20 protein-coding genes are annotated in these 16806 nt (G+C 29.8%); 15 read left to right on the top strand and 5 right to left on the bottom strand.

The window, feature by feature from the left end; genetic code table 11:
* Positions 1-33 precede the first annotated feature (33 nt).
* The 11 genes from N534_RS0112745 to N534_RS0112695 all read left to right on the top strand — a co-directional run bounded on the left by N534_RS0112745 (position 34) and on the right by N534_RS0112695 (position 9783).
* Positions 34-276 carry a hypothetical protein gene (locus tag N534_RS0112745; RefSeq protein ID WP_028892851.1) on the top strand — a complete coding sequence of 81 codons (243 nt, stop codon included), beginning with the start codon at positions 34-36 and terminating at the stop codon, positions 274-276.
* Positions 277-292: 16 nt separating this feature from the next.
* On the top strand, positions 293-1819 hold the full coding sequence (locus tag N534_RS15145) for a TlpA disulfide reductase family protein (protein ID WP_051435928.1): 1527 nt from the start codon (positions 293-295) through the stop codon (positions 1817-1819).
* Positions 1820-1900: 81 nt separating this feature from the next.
* Complete coding sequence (locus N534_RS0112735; RefSeq protein ID WP_028892850.1) at positions 1901-2107, top strand: hypothetical protein; 207 nt, start codon at positions 1901-1903, stop codon at positions 2105-2107.
* Between the two features lie 246 nt (positions 2108-2353).
* Positions 2354-2530 (top strand): hypothetical protein, encoded by a 177-nt coding sequence (locus N534_RS15370; protein ID WP_156025623.1) that lies wholly within the window; start codon positions 2354-2356, stop codon positions 2528-2530.
* A 28-nt stretch (positions 2531-2558) separates the two neighbouring features.
* A complete protein-coding gene (locus tag N534_RS15365) occupies positions 2559-2735 on the top strand; it encodes a hypothetical protein (RefSeq protein ID WP_156025621.1) in 177 nt (58 codons plus the stop codon).
* A gap of 16 nt (positions 2736-2751) precedes the next feature.
* Positions 2752-2913: a hypothetical protein gene (locus N534_RS15360; protein WP_156025620.1), complete on the top strand. Its 162-nt coding sequence runs from the start codon at positions 2752-2754 to the stop codon at positions 2911-2913.
* Between the two features lie 161 nt (positions 2914-3074).
* Positions 3075-3281 carry a hypothetical protein gene (locus N534_RS0112715; protein ID WP_156025618.1) on the top strand — a complete coding sequence of 69 codons (207 nt, stop codon included), beginning with the start codon at positions 3075-3077 and terminating at the stop codon, positions 3279-3281.
* 12 nt (positions 3282-3293) lie between these two features.
* Positions 3294-3485 (top strand): hypothetical protein, encoded by a 192-nt coding sequence (locus N534_RS0112710; RefSeq protein ID WP_028892848.1) that lies wholly within the window; start codon positions 3294-3296, stop codon positions 3483-3485.
* Between the two features lie 140 nt (positions 3486-3625).
* Positions 3626-4336 (top strand): TIGR00730 family Rossman fold protein, encoded by a 711-nt coding sequence (locus N534_RS0112705; protein ID WP_038006093.1) that lies wholly within the window; start codon positions 3626-3628, stop codon positions 4334-4336.
* A 92-nt stretch (positions 4337-4428) separates the two neighbouring features.
* Complete coding sequence (locus N534_RS0112700; protein WP_156025617.1) at positions 4429-7212, top strand: aminopeptidase; 2784 nt, start codon at positions 4429-4431, stop codon at positions 7210-7212.
* 117 nt (positions 7213-7329) lie between these two features.
* On the top strand, positions 7330-9783 hold the full coding sequence (locus N534_RS0112695) for a thiamine pyrophosphate-dependent enzyme (protein WP_028892845.1): 2454 nt from the start codon (positions 7330-7332) through the stop codon (positions 9781-9783).
* Between the two features lie 60 nt (positions 9784-9843).
* On the opposite strand, the gene N534_RS0112690 is transcribed toward N534_RS0112695, so the two are convergent.
* Positions 9844-11115 (bottom strand): DUF2851 family protein, encoded by a 1272-nt coding sequence (locus N534_RS0112690; protein WP_028892844.1) that lies wholly within the window; start codon positions 11113-11115, stop codon positions 9844-9846.
* 123 nt (positions 11116-11238) lie between these two features.
* Between N534_RS0112690 and N534_RS0112685 the strand changes: the two genes are divergently transcribed.
* The 3 genes from N534_RS0112685 to N534_RS15465 all read left to right on the top strand — a co-directional run bounded on the left by N534_RS0112685 (position 11239) and on the right by N534_RS15465 (position 13528).
* Positions 11239-11871, top strand: a complete 633-nt coding sequence (locus N534_RS0112685) for an NAD(P)H-dependent oxidoreductase (protein ID WP_028892843.1) — start codon at positions 11239-11241, stop codon at positions 11869-11871.
* Positions 11872-11934: 63 nt separating this feature from the next.
* Entirely contained in the window at positions 11935-13377 is a 1443-nt protein-coding gene (locus N534_RS0112680) for a sodium:solute symporter (RefSeq protein ID WP_028892842.1), read from the top strand.
* A complete protein-coding gene (locus N534_RS15465) occupies positions 13370-13528 on the top strand; it encodes a hypothetical protein (protein WP_170141656.1) in 159 nt (52 codons plus the stop codon). The genes N534_RS0112680 and N534_RS15465 overlap by 8 nt, the downstream gene beginning before the upstream one ends.
* Positions 13529-13615: 87 nt before the next feature.
* Here the strand turns inward: N534_RS15465 and N534_RS0112670 are convergent, their stop codons facing one another.
* The gene (locus N534_RS0112670) at positions 13616-14239 is read right to left on the bottom strand and encodes a LysE family translocator (RefSeq protein ID WP_028892841.1); all 624 of its coding nucleotides are present in this window, start codon (positions 14237-14239) and stop codon (positions 13616-13618) included.
* A gap of 110 nt (positions 14240-14349) precedes the next feature.
* Between N534_RS0112670 and N534_RS0112665 the strand changes: the two genes are divergently transcribed.
* Entirely contained in the window at positions 14350-15243 is an 894-nt protein-coding gene (locus N534_RS0112665; RefSeq protein ID WP_028892840.1) for a LysR family transcriptional regulator, read from the top strand.
* Between the two features lie 52 nt (positions 15244-15295).
* On the opposite strand, the gene N534_RS0112660 is transcribed toward N534_RS0112665, so the two are convergent.
* From N534_RS0112660 to N534_RS0112650, 3 genes are all read right to left on the bottom strand, one after another.
* The gene (locus tag N534_RS0112660) at positions 15296-15553 is read right to left on the bottom strand and encodes a hypothetical protein (RefSeq protein ID WP_028892839.1); all 258 of its coding nucleotides are present in this window, start codon (positions 15551-15553) and stop codon (positions 15296-15298) included.
* A gap of 2 nt (positions 15554-15555) precedes the next feature.
* Positions 15556-15864, bottom strand: a complete 309-nt coding sequence (locus tag N534_RS0112655) for a co-chaperone YbbN (protein WP_028892838.1) — start codon at positions 15862-15864, stop codon at positions 15556-15558.
* Positions 15865-15952: 88 nt separating this feature from the next.
* Entirely contained in the window at positions 15953-16591 is a 639-nt protein-coding gene (locus N534_RS0112650) for a peroxiredoxin (RefSeq protein ID WP_028892837.1), read from the bottom strand.
* Between the last annotated feature and the right edge of the window lie 215 nt (positions 16592-16806).

The raw sequence follows: 16806 nt of genomic DNA, 5'->3' as shown, positions 1-16806 counted from the left end.
TCTAGGGTTAATTAATATTAATTTTTTTTAATCATGAAAAAACAAATTTTAAACTTAGGTAAAGCTTTAACAAAAGCAGACCAAAAACAAGTTAATGGAGGATTAGCAGCAGAATCAGGAACCTGCTGCAACACAATAACTTACGAAGACGGATACCAATATAGAGTTTGTGGAATAAGTAAATCTGAAGCTTTAGATAATTTAGGTGATAGTTACGACAATCTTGGTGGTTTTGGCGCTGCAACTGTTACCCACTGGTGTTGTAGTAGTTGTTAATTTGAAATCTATCCACGTGAATAAACTGAGTTATCCACGTGGATTAGAAGACTTAAATATCTATAGCCCTCCTTTTTTAATTATGATTTTAAAAATTTTACAAATGAAAACCTGTTTTATTTCAGTTTTGCTTTTCTTTATTATCTCATGCTACTCTCCAAAAAAAGAAATTGTAAAAAATAATACAGTTACTATAATTGTAAAAAACCAAAAAAAAATTAAAACTAGCATTGGTTCTGGTATAAATAGAAATCATAATAAGATTAATATTAGTTCTACAAAAGCCACAGATACAATTACTCTTAAAACTAGTGACTATTTAAAACTATATATAAAAAACGACAATTCTTTTACCTCTGTTTTGTGCAAAAAAGCAGACACTTTGTTAATAAATGTTGATAGTATCAGTACAAAATCATCTTTCTTAAATAGGCAATTAAAAAAATATGATAGCTTACCTCTTATTAATGAATTATACAAAGCTAACTTAAAACAACACATTCTAGCTTATAATAAAGTTTTTAAAAAATTTATAAAATTTGATAAAACAACCAATAATCTAGTCCCAGAAACTAACATTATTAAATCTAATCTTAAAGATTTTAGAAATTTGGATTCTTTAACTCATAAAAAATTTGAACTTAAAAAAGAAATATTAAACAAGATTTATAAACAAGACCTTATAAGCGATGTTAATTATGTTCATCAAGTTTCTTTATTAAATTTCAAATATTTCACTTCTCTTATTAGAAGTTACAAATTCAGTCATGATAGTTATTATATAAAAAAAATTAACACTCTATATTTTAACAATAGGTTAGCCTTTAATGATCCTTTCATCTCATACGGCTATTTAAATTCATTTATTATTAATATTGTTTTAATAGATGAAAAAGAAAAAATAAATATTGATTACCAAAAAGCTTATGATAATCTAGATTACCACCTAAAAAACAAAAAACTAAAGTTATTTAAACAATTCTGTCTTCATCAAATAGCTAAATCAAACAATAACTTCACAAATAATTATTTTGAAAAATATAAAAAAGAGTATAATGATTCTTCCTTTATAAAATCATTTACTAACAGATATCTAATTAACGAGAAAAAAATATCTACAGCTGACAAAGTAGATTTAATAGGTTCTAATTCTATAACAACTAATCTAAATGATATTATAAAAAAACATAAAAATAAAACACTTTATATAGACTTTTGGGCTAGTTGGTGCTACCCTTGTAGAAATGAAATGCCCGAATCAAAAAAATTAATGAAAGAATTTGAAGGTAAAAATATTGAATTCATTTACATCTCAATTGATTCTGATAAGAATGAGTGGATTAAGGCTAATAAGGAAGATGATTTAAGTCAAAAAAATAACTTCCTTGCTATTAATTATCCTTCTTCTATATTTTATGATGAACTTAAACTGCAAACAATCCCTAGATACTTAATTTATTCAAAAGGAAAGCTAGTAGATAGAAATGCTCCAAGACCAAGTTCTACTCAAATAAGAAAAACATTAGATAATTATCTAAAATAAAAAGTTCTCTCGCGAAGAATAGACACAAACCTTGAGTGTCTCTAAACTGTTCGAGGATTAAATAATATTAAATTTTTAATCATGAAAAAATCAATTTTAAACCTTGGTAAAGCTTTAAAAAAAGCTGATCAAAAACAAATAAACGGAGGAGCTAGTTGTAATACTTATTCTGGCCCTGGATGCTATGGAATAGACAATGGATTTTGTGGAAGTTGTCGAGACTACCATACTCTACCTGCTGAACACCAACCATGTGTTTTGGTTAGTATAAATTGTTTTTCTATCTAACATAGAAAATTAATAATCCCGTTTTAATTACTTCTAAACTATATTTTAGAATCTTACACAAACGAGTTAACCTAAAAATAAACTTTGCTACTAAGTAGCTAAGGTAGCTTTTTACAACTAAAATTGGAGATTTGCAAAAATCTATCAAAGAAACAATTAGTAAAATTTCTCTCGCGAAGAATAGACACAAACCTTGAGTGTCTTTAAATAGTTCAAGGATTTATATCAAAATTAAATTATTTTAAAATGAAAAAATCAATTTTAAACTTAGGTAAAGCTTTAAATAAAGCTGATCAAAAACAAATTAATGGTGGGGCTAATGGCTCTTGCTACCAAGAAGGTAGTAGGTGTTGTGAAAATAGACCATGGGGTGTTTTTTGTGATGCTGGTAGATGTGGTACTTACGGTTGTTTATGGTACTAATTTTTCAATAATATTTAAATCTTAAATTATGAAAAAATCAATCTTAAACTTAGGCAAAATTTTAAATAAAACTGATCAAAAACAAATTAATGGAGGTATCGCTCGTGGCTGTACTCAAGACGGAGTAATGTGTTGTGAATCTACTTCATGGGGTAACTTATGTGCACCTGGTAGATGTGATAGATTTGGTTGTATTTGGTTTTAACATTAAAGTTTTAATCATGAAAAAATCAATCTTAAACTTAGGTAAAGTTTTAAATAAAACTAATCAAAAACAAATATCAGGTGGGTACCCCCAAATACCTGATGAAGAGAAATGTAAAGACTACTGTTTTTTTCAACGTTTTGATGGTGTCTTTTATTTAGACTGTTGCCCTACATAAAAATTAAACTAATATTTTATAGTACTATCTATATTATAACTGATAGAGGGAACAAATCCCTCTATCTTTAATTTTTAAATAAAAAACCTTTCGCGAAGAATAGACGCATACCTTGAGTGTCTTTAAATGTTCAAGGATTATTTATTTTAAAATTTTTAATCATGAAAAAATCAATTTTAAATTTAGGTAAAGCTTTAACCAGAGCTAATCAAAAACAAATTAAAGGAGGAAACAAACTTAAAGATCCATGTCCATGTACCTCTTCTTATACAAATAATGGAGACGGTTCTTGTATGTATCCCGCTTTATTTCCAGAGGGATTTTACTGTTACGGTGAAATACAAGGAGGTCAATGTTGTGAAAGCTAAATATCCCTAATCATGAAAAAATCAATTTTAAATTCAGGTAAAGCTTTAAAAAAAATCGATCTGATTAAAATTAATGGAAGCAGAGGAACTATAGAGTGTACTGGTGACTTTGTAACTTCTAATTATTGTCCTTGCCCTTATTGGTGGGATGTAAACGGGAGTTGTGTTACGGCCCCTAACGCTTTCAGTAAATCATGTGACTAATAATTTAAACTACCTTGACTATCAAGGTAGTTTTTTTCTTTTATCTTTTTTCTAATATTAAAAACTACTAAATTAGCAGGCTTGCTAAAAATCAAATTTTAGCAGTTTAATTTGTTATTTAATATAAAAGTAGAAGAATTATGAGTCCGAATGATGACAGAAAAATTAGAGAAAAACTACAACAAAAAACTTGGAACGAAATAAAAACAAACGATTCTTGGGCAATTTTTAAAATTATGTCTGAGTTTGTTGATGGCTATGAAAAATTAAGTAAAATAGGCCCTTGTGTGTCTATTTTTGGTTCTGCACGTACAAAAACCGATGACCCTTACTATAAATTAGCTGAAGAAGTTTCTTATAAATTAACGCAAAGTGGTTTTGGTGTTATTACAGGTGGTGGACCAGGTATTATGGAGGCAGGTAACAAAGGCGCTCATCGAGGCAAAGGAACCTCTGTAGGTTTAAACATAGACCTTCCTTTCGAACAACACGATAATCCTTGGATTGATCGAGATAAAAACCTAAACTTTGATTACTTTTTTGTTCGTAAAGTAATGTTTGTAAAGTACTCACAAGGTTTTGTAGTTATGCCTGGTGGTTTTGGCACAATGGATGAGCTTTTTGAAGCAATTACGTTGATTCAAACCAACAAAATTGGTCGTTTCCCTATTGTATTGGTAGGTAGAAAGTTTTGGGGAGGTTTATTAGACTGGATTAAAAACACTTTAATAGAAGAAGGCAACATAAGTGAGAAAGATTTGAATTTATTTAGAGTTGTTGATACTGCTGATGAAGCTGTGGAACATTTTAACAAATTCTATGCTAAATATCAATTAAAACCTAATTTCTAAAAATATTTATCTTTAAAGCTCGTTGAATTCACATCGAGCTTTTTTATTTAATGTTGAAAGAAAGAATACTACTTTTTATATGTATTATTTTTTTGTGCAATTTCAAGGTAACAGCGCAAAAAAATACAGTTAACATCAAAGCTGTTCTTGATGTTAAGAATGATCTTCTTCATATTCAACAAAAAACAGTTTATTTTAACACTTCCAATTCAATTATATCTGAATTATACTTACACAATTGGGGAAATAGCTTTATTGACAATGAAACACCTTTAGCTAAACGTTTTATTGAAGACTACAAAAATGATTTTTCCTTTTCTAAAGATAAGGACAAAGGATTTAGTTATATAAAAAACTTAACTATTAACAATAACCAAGTCACTTACAAAGAGAAAAAAGAACATTCTGATATTGTTAAAGTGAATCTTAATGAAAAACTACATCCCAATGATAGTTTAATTATAAACACTTCTTATTTTATAAAAATCCCGAATGCTAGATACACAGGATACGGAAAAACAAAAACTGGGTATCATTTACGCTTTTGGTATATTACTCCAGCTGTTTTTGACGGTAACTGGCAATTAATGAGCAACCTAAATTTAGATGACTTATTTGAAGATCTTTCTAATTACAAAATCACAATTGAAGTTCCTAAAAATTATTTTATTGAAAGTAACTTATATCAATATAAAACTAAAGAAAAAAACTTTACCAGTTATTACTTAGTTGGAGGTAAGAAGAAAGACATTATACTACATATAGATTCTCTTAAAACATTCAAATCCTTCAAAATAAAGGATAAAGAAATAAAAACTGACTCTTATTTAAAAAGTATCCCAAATAAAGAAACTACTAAAATTATTGACAGACAAATACAATTTATTGAAAACTTTATTGGAAAACATCCACATCCTGAAATTCTTGTTGATGCTCGCACTGTAAATAAGAACTCTTTGCACGAAATTTACGGTCTCCCTAAATGGTTAAAACCTTTTCCCAACAACTTTAGATGGGAAACCGGATTTTTCAAAGCTCTTGTGCAAAAATATTTTGACGATGTTATTATTCAAAATACCCGAAAAGATTATTGGTTAACCGACGGCTTACAAACCTTTTTAATGATGGAATACATCAAGGAATATTATCCTGATGTTACCGTTTTAGGTAAATACTCTAACTATTGGCCTATTAAATCGTATAATATTTCGCAGTTAAAACAAAATGATAAATACGCACTTGTTTATCAGTTTAGTTCTCGTAAATTCTATGACCAATCTTTAACTACAGCTAGCGATTCTCTTTCTAACTTCAACAGAAAAGTAGTTAGTAAATATAAAGCAGGACTTGGTTTTAAATATCTTCAAAACTTTCTTGGAGATAGTATTTTAAAAAAATCTGTAAAAGAATTTTATATTAAACATCAATTAAAACCTTCAACTAGTAGTGATTTTGCCAACATTATTCAAAAAAACACTATTAAAGATTTACAGTGGTTTTTTGGAGATTATATTACCACAAACAAAAAAATAGATTATAAAATAAATAAAGTTTCTTTTTCAAAAAACAAAGATTCATTATTCGTAACTATCAAAAACAAAAGAAACTTTTCTGCTCCTGTCGCTTTATATGGAATTCAAGAGAAAGAAATTAAATTTAAAACTTGGGTTACTGGTGTTGATTCTACTAAAACCGTAAAAATTAAAAGAGGTGATTTTAAAAAGCTTGCATTAAACTATGAAAACATCTACCCTGAATTTAATTCTCTAGATAATTTTAGAAATGTAAACAATAACCTTATTAACAAACCCCTACAATTTCGTTTTTTTAAAGATTTCGAAAACCCTTATTACAATCAACTATTTTATTATCCAGATTTCAAATACAATTTATATGACGGATTAATACTTGGGGTTAATATTAACAACAGATCAATTGTTAATAGAAATTTTGAGTTTAGTATCACCCCTAATTATAGTACAAAAAGTCAAAACTTAACAGGTTCTTTTGTGGTTGCCTACAACCACTTTCTTAAAAATCAGGACTTATACAAAATACGTTATGGTGTTGGTGGTAGTAACTTTCACTACGCTCCAGAACTTGGTTATAATACTTTTTTTCCTTTTATTAATTTTCAATTTAGAAGAAATTCACTTCGTGATATTGGCTCGAAATCATTCACGGCACGCCTTATAAGTGTTAACAAAGAAATCCCTTCTGGCGAAATAAAAAGTGACAAAGACAAATACAATATTTTCAACTTACGCTACATCAACAACAAGTTTGACGCGATAAAAAGTATTAGATACGCTTTAAACGCCGAATTAAATTCTAATTTCAGTAAACTTTCAACAGACATTAGATATAAAAAGTTTTTCGCTACAGACAAAAGTTATGAAGTCAGGTTTTTTGGAGGGCTTTTCATAACAAACAATACTGATGGAGATTATTTTAGCTTTGGTTTAAACAGAATAAATGATTATTTATTTGAACAAAATTTATTTGGACGTTCTGAAAATGAGGGAATTTTTAGTCAGCAATTTGTAGTAGGACAAGGAGGGTTCAAATCTAATTTTAAACAACCTTATTACGCCAATCAACTTATAACTTCTCTTAACACCAGTATAAGTATTTGGAAATGGGCTGAAGTATACAACGATGTAGCCATGTTAAAAAACAAAAATAGTTCTCCAAAGTATTTTTACGAAAATGGAATCCGTTTAAACTTCCTTCCTGATATTTTTGAATTCTACCTTCCTATATATACAAACGAAGGATTTGAAGTTACTAAAGAAGCCTATCCTTCAAAAATTAGATTTATAATTACGACTGATATTGATCAGATTTACAACTTTATCAGAAGAGGAGTATTATAAATACTTCAATAAAAACTGATTTTTTCTCTTTTTTTTGAAAAATATTCAATGAAAATAGAAATTTTTAAATTTCAACTAAAAAAACTATCTTTGTAACCATACCTAAATTAGATGATTATGACGCAAAATACCGAAATAGTTAATACTCAACAGCTTTCTTTTGAAGATTTTAAAAACGAAGTTTTAAACGACTATAGAATTGCTCGTATTAGTCGAGAATGTAGTTTATTAGGACGTAGAGAAGTTTTAACAGGTAAAGCAAAATTTGGGATTTTCGGTGATGGTAAAGAAATACCTCAATTAGCTATGGCTAAAGCCTTTCAAAATGGAGATTTTCGCTCAGGTTATTATCGTGATCAAACATTTATGATGGCTATTGGAGAATTAACTCCACAACAATTTTTTGCTGGTTTATATGCTCATACTGATATTGATGTTGAACCAATGTCTGCAGGTCGCCAAATGGGAGGTCATTTTGCAACCCATTCTTTAGATGAAAACGGAAACTGGAAAAACTTAACAGCTCAAAAAAACTCATCTTCTGATATTTCTCCTACTGCAGGTCAAATGCCTCGTTTGTTAGGATTAGCGCAAGCTTCTAAAATATACAGAAATGTTGAAGGATTAGAAAAGTACACCAACTTTTCTATTAATGGAAACGAAGTTGCTTGGGGTACTATTGGTAATGCTAGTACTAGTGAAGGGTTATTCTTTGAAACAATTAATGCTGCTGGTGTTCTACAAGTTCCAATGATAATGAATGTCTGGGATGATGAGTACGGAATTTCAGTACATGCACGTCACCAAACCACTAAAGAAAGTATTTCTGAAATTTTAAAAGGATTCCAACGTGAAAATGAAAGTAACGGATATGAGATTTTCGTAGTGAATGGTTGGGATTATGTTCAATTAGTTGACACTTACAATAAAGCTTCTCAAATTGCAAGAGAGCAACATATACCTGTATTAATTCACGTAAAAGAATTAACACAACCTCAAGGGCATTCAACCTCAGGTTCACATGAACGTTACAAATCAAAAGAACGCTTACAATGGGAGCAAGAGTTTGATTGTATTACCCAAATGCGTAAGTGGATTTTAGAGTTTGAATTAGAAAATGAAGATGGAGAAACGTTAAGGTTTATCGATTCTGAAGAAGACTTAATCAACATTGAAAAAGAAGCTAAAAAAGAAGTAAGTAAAGCAAAGCGTGATGCTTGGAGTGCTTATACAAATGAAATAAAAGCAGAAGTGGCTGAAGCTATTTCTTTATTAGAAACCATTGCTCAAAAAAGCAATAATGGTTCTTTCATTACGAAATATAAAAATGATTTAGCTGCCATAGCAGAACCAATTAGAAAAGATATTTTAGTAGCTGCTCGTAAAACTTTACGTTATTTAAGAGATGAAGATTTTGCTGAAAAAACAGCACTTAAAAACTTCATCAAAGCTTCAACTGATAAAGCTGCTGTAAAATATTCGGCTCATTTATTAAGTGAAACTGAATTAGCAACTGAAAATATTGCTGCAGAAGCTCCAACTTATGCTTCAGAAAAAAATATTGTAGATGCACGTATTATTATGCGTGATAATTTTGATGCTATTTTAGCAAAACACCCTGAGGTATTAATCTTTGGTGAAGATGCTGGATATATTGGTGATGTAAACCAAGGATTAGAAGGCTTGCAAGAAAAATTTGGTGAGTTACGTGTTTCTGACACAGGAATTCGAGAAGCTACCATTTTAGGTCAAGGTATTGGAATGGCAATGCGTGGTTTACGCCCTATTGCTGAAATTCAATATTTAGATTATTTATTATATGCTTTACAAATTATGAGTGACGATTTAGCAACGCTACGTTACCGTACTTTTGGAAAGCAAAAAGCTCCATTAATTATTCGTACTCGTGGACATCGTTTAGAAGGAATTTGGCATTCAGGTTCGCCAATGGGTGGAATAATAAACAACGTAAGAGGAATTCATGTATTAGTTCCTCGTAACATGACAAAAGCTGCTGGTTTCTATAACACTTTATTAGAAGGTGACGATCCTGCTTTAGTAGTAGAGTGTTTAAATGGATATCGTTTAAAAGAAGAGTTACCAACAAACTTAGGAGACTTTAAAACACCTATTGGTGTTGTTGAAACAATTAAAGAAGGAAACGACATCACTATAGTTTCTTACGGTTCTACTTTACGAATTGTAGAAGAAGCTGCTAAAGATTTAGCACAAGTAGGTATAGATGTAGAAATTGTAGATGCGCAAAGTTTATTGCCTTTTGATATTAATCACGATACAGTAAAATCTGTTGCAAAAACAAATCGTTTATTAGTTGTTGACGAAGATGTTCCTGGTGGAGCTTCAGCATATTTATTACAAGAAATTGTTGAAAACCAAAACGGATACAAACATTTAGATAGCAAACCTCAAACTTTAACAGCAAAAGCACATAGACCTGCTTATGGTACTGATGGAGATTATTTCTCTAAACCTTCTGCTGAAGATATTTTTGAAAAAGTATACGAAATTATGAACGAAGCAAACCCTGCTAAATTTAAGAGTTTATACTAAAAAATACTGATAAAAAAATAAAGACAAATCTCGTGAGTAGTTAATATTCACGAGATTTTTTTATTTACGCAACAAACTATTTCCTATAGCACATTGTAAGCATTCTTTCTTTGAGCAATAGTTATTTTTTAACTCTAACAAAGCTTGAGTTTCAAAAGCACTTTTTGCATCAATCTTTAATTCAGAAAACTTATTAATGATTGAATTTTTCTCGGGCCTCAATTGCTGCATCAGTTGTAATAATTGTTCTTCATTTATTGTCCCTCTTTCTTGTTCATAAACAAATCTCAAAGGAATAATTGTATTGATAACAAGTAAATCGATAAATGATTTCGTAAGTCTTTTAGGTGATTTTTTTGAAGATGTTTCAAACGTATAATGTGTTTTCCAAAAGTCATTCACCTCTACCGAAAACAACATATAAAAATCTTTTAATCTAGAAACCTCCAATATTTGAGAAAATAAATGTTGATGTTTGAAATATAAAGCTCCCAACTGAGCTATTCGAATCGTTGGAAAATTATTCGGCCGCATTCTAAAAAACTGAAATCTATTCTTTCTTATAGGTTTTAACTTATACTTATGTTGTAAATAGTTATACTCTTTTTTAAGTTTTACATAACAACCATCTTCTACTTCGTCTTCTAAAAAACCTGCTTGCCCAAATAATAAAGCCGATAATTGTTCTTGATTAAATCTAACTTTCCTTAACACTGAAAAATCGAAAGAATTTGATAAATCAAAAAAAGCGTCTCCATTTACTTTTAAACCAAAATTTTTAGCGAGTAATTTAAATAACACCGCTTCATAATCATTATTTGATTTTGACAATACCTCTTTTATAAAAACAGCTTTGTTTTCTAACCGTTCAAAATATAAGCGCTCTAACCAATTATTCAACAAAAAAGAATCTATTTCAGTTATTTGTTTCTCACAAGGAATCCATCGTTGCTCTTTTGAAAATAACTTCTGATAATTTATCAATACTTCTTTTTGAACAAACTGCTCCAGTTCTAAAGTAGGTAAAGGAAGATTGTTTTTCATAAAAACATCAGCATCATAACTCCACACCACATGTAATATTATCGCATCATAATTTTCATCTTCCTCATGATAATGTGCATACCAATCAGATGATTTTAGATGAATCTCTACATTTCCAATCCATAACTGACCATCAATTTTTAATTGAGCATTAAAAAAATCAGGACCGGTATTGGTGTTATAAATTCCTGGATTAACAATCTCTATAAACTCCCCTGCTATCGATTTTAAGTCTGTTGTGCTGAATAACTTGTATTTCCATAAAAAGTGCAAAAATTCTTCTTTCATATACTTCCTTTTTCTCTATCAATTTACAAAATATTTTTATGGCATCATCAATTTTTATTATCCAAAGTATTTTATAACAACCCCTTATTCAACTATTTTTGCCAAATAAGAAAATTAAACCACATGAATAGTATAGAGAATTTACAATGGCGTTATGCTGTTAAAAAATTTGACGAACATAAATTTCTTTCCGAAGAACAAATCAATATTTTAAAAGAAGCATTTAATTTAACGGCCACTTCTTATGGATTACAACCTGTAAAAATGGTTGTGGTTAAGAACAAAGATTTACAGCAACAATTGGTAGCACATTCTTGGAACCAGCATCAAGTTGTACAAGCTTCACATTTATTAGTGCTTTGTATTCCTAAAGAATTGACTTCAGAACACGTTGAGAACTACTTTAAATTAGTTAAAGACATCAGAAACACACCTGACGAAATTCTAAACCCTTTTAAAGAATTTTTAACTAACGATATAGAAAACAAATCGCAAGAAGTATTATTTCATTGGATGAAAAACCAAGCTTATATTGCTTTAGGCAACTTAATGACTGTGGCTGCTAATGAAAAAATTGACAGCTGCCCTATGGAAGGTTTTGTTCCTGAAAAGTACGATGAAGTTTTAGGTTTAGACAAATACAATTTACAATCAATTTTAGTTTTACCTGTTGGTTTTAGAGCTGAAGACGATTATATGAAAGACTTAAAAAAAGTTCGTAGAAAAACCGAAGAGGTGGTTATTGAACTTTCTTAGATATCGTAAATTATGAATTACGAATGATAATTTTAGTACATTCGTAATTCATAATTTAACTATATGCAACCATTACATATACTCCTTCTAATTTTAGCTTATTTCGGTGTATTAATTCTTATTTCATACATCACAGGTAAATCGGCAAACAATCAAACATTTTTTAAAGCAAACAACTCATCACCATGGTATTTAGTTGCCTTCGGTATGATTGGCGCTTCGCTTTCAGGAGTTACTTTTATCTCTGTTCCTGGGTGGATTGAAGGTGACAAAATGAGCTATATGCAAATGGTACTAGGGTATGTATTAGGATATGCCGTAATTGGCTTAGTACTTCTCCCTCTTTACTACAGGTTAAATCTGACTTCAATTTATACCTATTTAGAAGGACGTTTCGGTAGATATTCTTATAAAACAGGAGCTTCATTTTTCTTACTTTCTAGAACGATTGGTGCAGCCTTCCGTTTATTTTTAGTGGCCAACGTATTACAATTAATTTTATTTGATGCCTATGGAGTTCCGTTTTGGGTTACCGTTGCCATTACGATTTTATTAATTTGGTTATATACGTTTAAAGGGGGAATAAAAACCATTGTATGGACAGACACCTTACAAACTCTTTTTATGTTAATTGCTGTTGGAGTTTGTATTGTAATGATAAAAGATGAAATGCAAATCGACAATCTATTTTCGTACGTTGTTAATAATGATCTATCAAAAACCTTCTTTTTTGACGACATAAAAGCTGGAAATTACTTTTGGAAACAATTCTTTTCAGGAGCTTTCATTTCAATTGTAATGACAGGCTTGGATCAAGATATGATGCAAAAAAACTTAACATGTCGTAACTTAAAAGATGCTCAAAAAAACATATTTTGGTTTACTATTGTATTAGTCATTGTAAACTTTTTCTTCTTAGCTTTAGGAATTTTATTAACTGATTATGCTACTGCTAATGAAATAAACGCACATAAAGATGAACTATTTCCAACTATAGTAATGAGTGGCGATTTAGGAATAGCTACAGCTCTATTTTTCTTATTAGGTTTAATTGCAGCCGCTTATTCTAGTGCAGATAGTGCTTTAACTTCGTTAACTACATCCTTTAGTATTGATATTTTAGAAATTGACAAAAAAGATAATGAAGAAGAAAGGGAAAAAACACGAAAGAAAATCCACATATTATTCTCCTTCATTTTAGTGGCAACCATTTTAATTTTTAAATATTTTATTGCTGATGAAAGTGTAATTGCTAAAATATTCCAATTTGCAGGTTATACGTATGGACCACTATTAGGTTTATACGCTTTTGGATTATTTACTAAACTAAACGTAAAAGACAAATTAGTACCTATCATTTGTTTAATAGCTCCTGTTTTAACGTATGTAATTAGTTTTTACAGTAAAGAAAAAATGGGATTTGACTTTAGTTTCTTTGTGTTAATCTTAAACGGAGCTTTGACTTTCTTAGGTTTATTAGCTATTAAAACATCAAAAAATGCCTAAAAAAGGAAAAGCAAAAAATACGGTTAACAAAGCGAAACATACTCGTTTAATGAAACAAAAGGAGAATAAACTTCGCCTAGAAAAACAACGAACCAAAGAACGCTTAAAAGAAATTATTAAAAAAGCGAATGAACAAAAAGAAGAAGAGTAAAAGTCTTAAGTTTCAACTAAAAACTATATCTCACTACTAGTACATAAAAAACCGATAATATAATTTAACATTATCGGTTTTTAAGTTTTACATAAACGCTATTTGCAGTCCCATTAAAACGAATACTGCTCCTGAGACCTTATTCATTCGAATACCTATCTTTTGGTTTTCTCTTACTTTCCTCGAAAACACTCCTGCAAACGACACTAAAAACAAGTACCAAATAGTATTCATAATGGTATATGAAACACCCATAAAAATAAAAGGCACAGGGCTTTCTATTTTATCTGGACTTATAAACTGTGGAAAAAATGCAATAAAGAATAATGCGACTTTCGGATTTAATATATTTGTTATAAAACCTGATTTAAAATCTTTAATTGCTGAGTTTTTCTTTTGTTCCTCAGCACCTTCTTGTATCAATTCTTTTTTTGAGAACACTTTTGTTACCCCTAAATAAATTAAATAAGCAGCCCCTAAATATTTTATCAACGCAAATAGTATTGCCGATTTTGCTACAATAATTGACAATCCTAATGCTCCAAACAAAGTATGCACTAAAGACCCTGTATTTAAGCCTAAATTAGTATAAATTCCAGATTTCCTTCCTTGACTTATCGACTTGTTAAGTAAAAAGATCGTTTCCATTCCTGGTGTTAGTACAAAAAGAATAGTTGCTGTAAAAAATGCGATATAATTCTCAATTCCCATTTCCTTAAATTTTAAAAATGAATACCAATGTTTTTTTATGCAAAGCAACGGTGGTTCTCTTTATTAAAAAATACTTATTTTTGAACAATTAATGCAAAAACCGCATTAAAATGACAATACAACAAATTCGATATTTTTTAGCGCTTGCTGATGAGCTACATTTTTGGAAAACTTCAGAAAAAGTGTACATCTCACAATCATCATTAAGTAGGCAAATTCAATCTTTAGAAGAAGAACTTGGTATTACCTTATTTGAACGCGATAAAAGAAACGTAAAGTTGACCGATACCGGTATTTTTCTTAAGAAAAAATGGGAAGACTTATTAGACGAGTTTGACCGTACGCTTCAACATGCAAAAAAAATTGAAGAAGGTTCTTCTGGGTTAATTAGCATTGCCTACCCTGGTTCTATTTCTTATAACTATTTACCAGAATTACTTAGGATATTTTCTGAAGAAAAACCTGACTTAAAGGTAGAGCTTATGGAACCCACCGACATTACACTTGAAAACTTACTAACAAGCTATCAAATAGATGTTGCTTTTAGTAGAAATGAAGTTTTAAATACTTCTATTCTCTCTGAGAGATTATATGCAGAACCTGTTTGTCTTGTAGTTCCAAAAAACCACTGGTTAACCGCTGAAAATTTTGTAGATTTAAGAGATGTAAAAGATGAAAAATTTATTCTTTCTGGTTTACATCATACTACTTACTTTTCTTCATTACTTCGTACTATTTTTAACACTTACAGTTTTGAACCACAAACACATATTGAGTCTGATTTTGGAAGCATGATATTAAACTTAGTTTCTAGAGACTTAGGAATTTCGATACTACCCTACTCTTTTCAATTTTCATTAAACTCAAGTGTTCGCTTTATTACACTTCCTGAAAAAACAGAATTATTTATTAACTGGCGTAAAAATGATGATAGAAAGATTGTTAAAAATGTAATTGAGTATGCTACAAATTTAGGCAAAAGGTATAATCAACGATTTATATAAAACAAAATCCCAAGCAAATTGCTTAGGATTTTTATTTTCTTTCGTAGTAAAACTATTGGTCAATCGAACCTAAAACACGTTTCATAAAATTATTCAACGCTTCTTTTTTAGGTGTTCCGTCTTTAATCATTTTATCAACTTCAATTGCTCCGTACATGTTAGAGATTAATTCTCCTATCACATCTAACTCTTCGTCTTTTAAAGAAGGAACTTCTGTTAAAGCTTCAAGAGTTTCAATAGTTTCTAGTACGTAATCTTGATCGTTTTCTTCAATAAATGAAGTTAGGTGTTTAATTACTGGTAATTTCATAATTAAGCTACTTCGTTTACTAAATCTTTTAACACTTCAAACTTATTTGTTTGCGTTTGATTTACAAACTTCCCATCTACAAATGTAGCAAAAGTTGGTAAGTTGCTTACATCAGCAAGTTTTCTACTTTCAGGAAACTGTTCTGCATCTGCAATAATGAAAACCACATCTTCATTTTCAGAAGCTAACTTCTTAAATTTTGGTTTCATAATACGACAGTTACCACACCAAGTAGCTGAATATTGTACCACTACTTTTTTATTACCTGCAACAACTTCTGATAAATTATCTTGACTTAATTCTTGTACCATAGTCTTAAAATTATTTTATTTCGAAAGGAGCTCGTGCTCGACCCCTTCACCTATCTCACACGAACTTATTTCCTCTCTTAATGTTATATTAGTTTACAGCTAAGTACTCTGCTGTAGCTTTAGCGTTTGCTTGCATAGCTTCTTTACCTTCTTCCCAGTTTGCAGGACAAACCTCGCCTTTTTCTTGTACGTGAGTGTAAGCATCGATTAAACGTAAGTACTCGTTTACGTTACGACCTACAGGCATATGGTTAATTCCTTCGTGGAATACAGTTCCTTCTTCATCAATTAAATACGTAGCTCTATATGTTACGTTATCTCCTTCTACTTGTACAGTTCCTGTAGCTTCATCATAAGTTTCATTAGTAATATCTAAAATTCCTAAGATTGATGATAAATTACGGTTACTATCAGCTAATAATGGATAAGTAACTCCTTCGATTCCTCCATTAGCTTTAGATTGGTTTAACCAAGCAAAGTGTACTTCAGGAGTATCACATGACGCACCAATTACAATTGTATTTCTTTTTTCAAATTCTGACAAAGCAGCTTGAAAAGCATGTAATTCAGTTGGACAAACAAAAGTAAAATCTTTTGGATACCAAAACAATAACACTTTTTTGTTATTTTTTACTGCTTCTTCTAATACATTTAATTTAAACGTATCACCCATTTCATTCATTGCATCTACGCTTAAACTTGGAAATTTTTTTCCTACTGTAGCCATTTTATAATTTTTTAAAGGTTAATATTAATATGTTCTTTTATCGGTGGCAAATTTATTCCCTTTCTTACTATCTCTAGCTTAAAAGCAAAAATATTTTTTTATTCAACTATAAGCATTATCAATACAAATAAAAAAACAAAATAAATTAAACAAATACCTTTCTTAATATCAAATAGTTACATCTTTAAAAAATAAAAACATAAGAAAATATTATA

Origin of the sequence: Tenacibaculum sp. 47A_GOM-205m (assembly GCF_000518405.1) — a bacterium.
Lineage (GTDB): Bacteria > Bacteroidota > Bacteroidia > Flavobacteriales > Flavobacteriaceae > Polaribacter > Polaribacter lutimaris.
This window is presented reverse-complemented; position numbering and strand designations above follow the sequence as displayed.

Bases quoted from the DNA above. Each gene is read 5' to 3' on its own strand.
- N534_RS0112660 (WP_028892839.1), bottom strand. From the start codon at position 15,553: ATGAAATTACCAGTAATTAAACACCTAACTTCATTTATTGAAGAAAAC.
- N534_RS0112670 (WP_028892841.1), bottom strand. From the start codon at position 14,239: ATGGGAATTGAGAATTATATCGCATTTTTTACAGCAACTATTCTTTTT.
- N534_RS0112685 (WP_028892843.1), top strand. From the start codon at position 11,239: ATGAATAGTATAGAGAATTTACAATGGCGTTATGCTGTTAAAAAATTT.
- N534_RS0112665 (WP_028892840.1), top strand. From the start codon at position 14,350: ATGACAATACAACAAATTCGATATTTTTTAGCGCTTGCTGATGAGCTA.
- N534_RS0112745 (WP_028892851.1), top strand. From the start codon at position 34: ATGAAAAAACAAATTTTAAACTTAGGTAAAGCTTTAACAAAAGCAGAC.
- N534_RS0112680 (WP_028892842.1), top strand. From the start codon at position 11,935: ATGCAACCATTACATATACTCCTTCTAATTTTAGCTTATTTCGGTGTA.
- N534_RS0112695 (WP_028892845.1), top strand. From the start codon at position 7,330: ATGACGCAAAATACCGAAATAGTTAATACTCAACAGCTTTCTTTTGAA.
- N534_RS0112710 (WP_028892848.1), top strand. From the start codon at position 3,294: ATGAAAAAATCAATTTTAAATTCAGGTAAAGCTTTAAAAAAAATCGAT.
- N534_RS15360 (WP_156025620.1), top strand. From the start codon at position 2,752: ATGAAAAAATCAATCTTAAACTTAGGTAAAGTTTTAAATAAAACTAAT.
- N534_RS15365 (WP_156025621.1), top strand. From the start codon at position 2,559: ATGAAAAAATCAATCTTAAACTTAGGCAAAATTTTAAATAAAACTGAT.
- N534_RS15465 (WP_170141656.1), top strand. From the start codon at position 13,370: ATGCCTAAAAAAGGAAAAGCAAAAAATACGGTTAACAAAGCGAAACAT.
- N534_RS0112705 (WP_038006093.1), top strand. From the start codon at position 3,626: ATGAGTCCGAATGATGACAGAAAAATTAGAGAAAAACTACAACAAAAA.
- N534_RS0112690 (WP_028892844.1), bottom strand. From the start codon at position 11,115: ATGAAAGAAGAATTTTTGCACTTTTTATGGAAATACAAGTTATTCAGC.
- N534_RS15370 (WP_156025623.1), top strand. From the start codon at position 2,354: ATGAAAAAATCAATTTTAAACTTAGGTAAAGCTTTAAATAAAGCTGAT.
- N534_RS0112735 (WP_028892850.1), top strand. From the start codon at position 1,901: ATGAAAAAATCAATTTTAAACCTTGGTAAAGCTTTAAAAAAAGCTGAT.
- N534_RS0112655 (WP_028892838.1), bottom strand. From the start codon at position 15,864: ATGGTACAAGAATTAAGTCAAGATAATTTATCAGAAGTTGTTGCAGGT.
- N534_RS0112715 (WP_156025618.1), top strand. From the start codon at position 3,075: ATGAAAAAATCAATTTTAAATTTAGGTAAAGCTTTAACCAGAGCTAAT.
- N534_RS0112650 (WP_028892837.1), bottom strand. From the start codon at position 16,591: ATGGCTACAGTAGGAAAAAAATTTCCAAGTTTAAGCGTAGATGCAATG.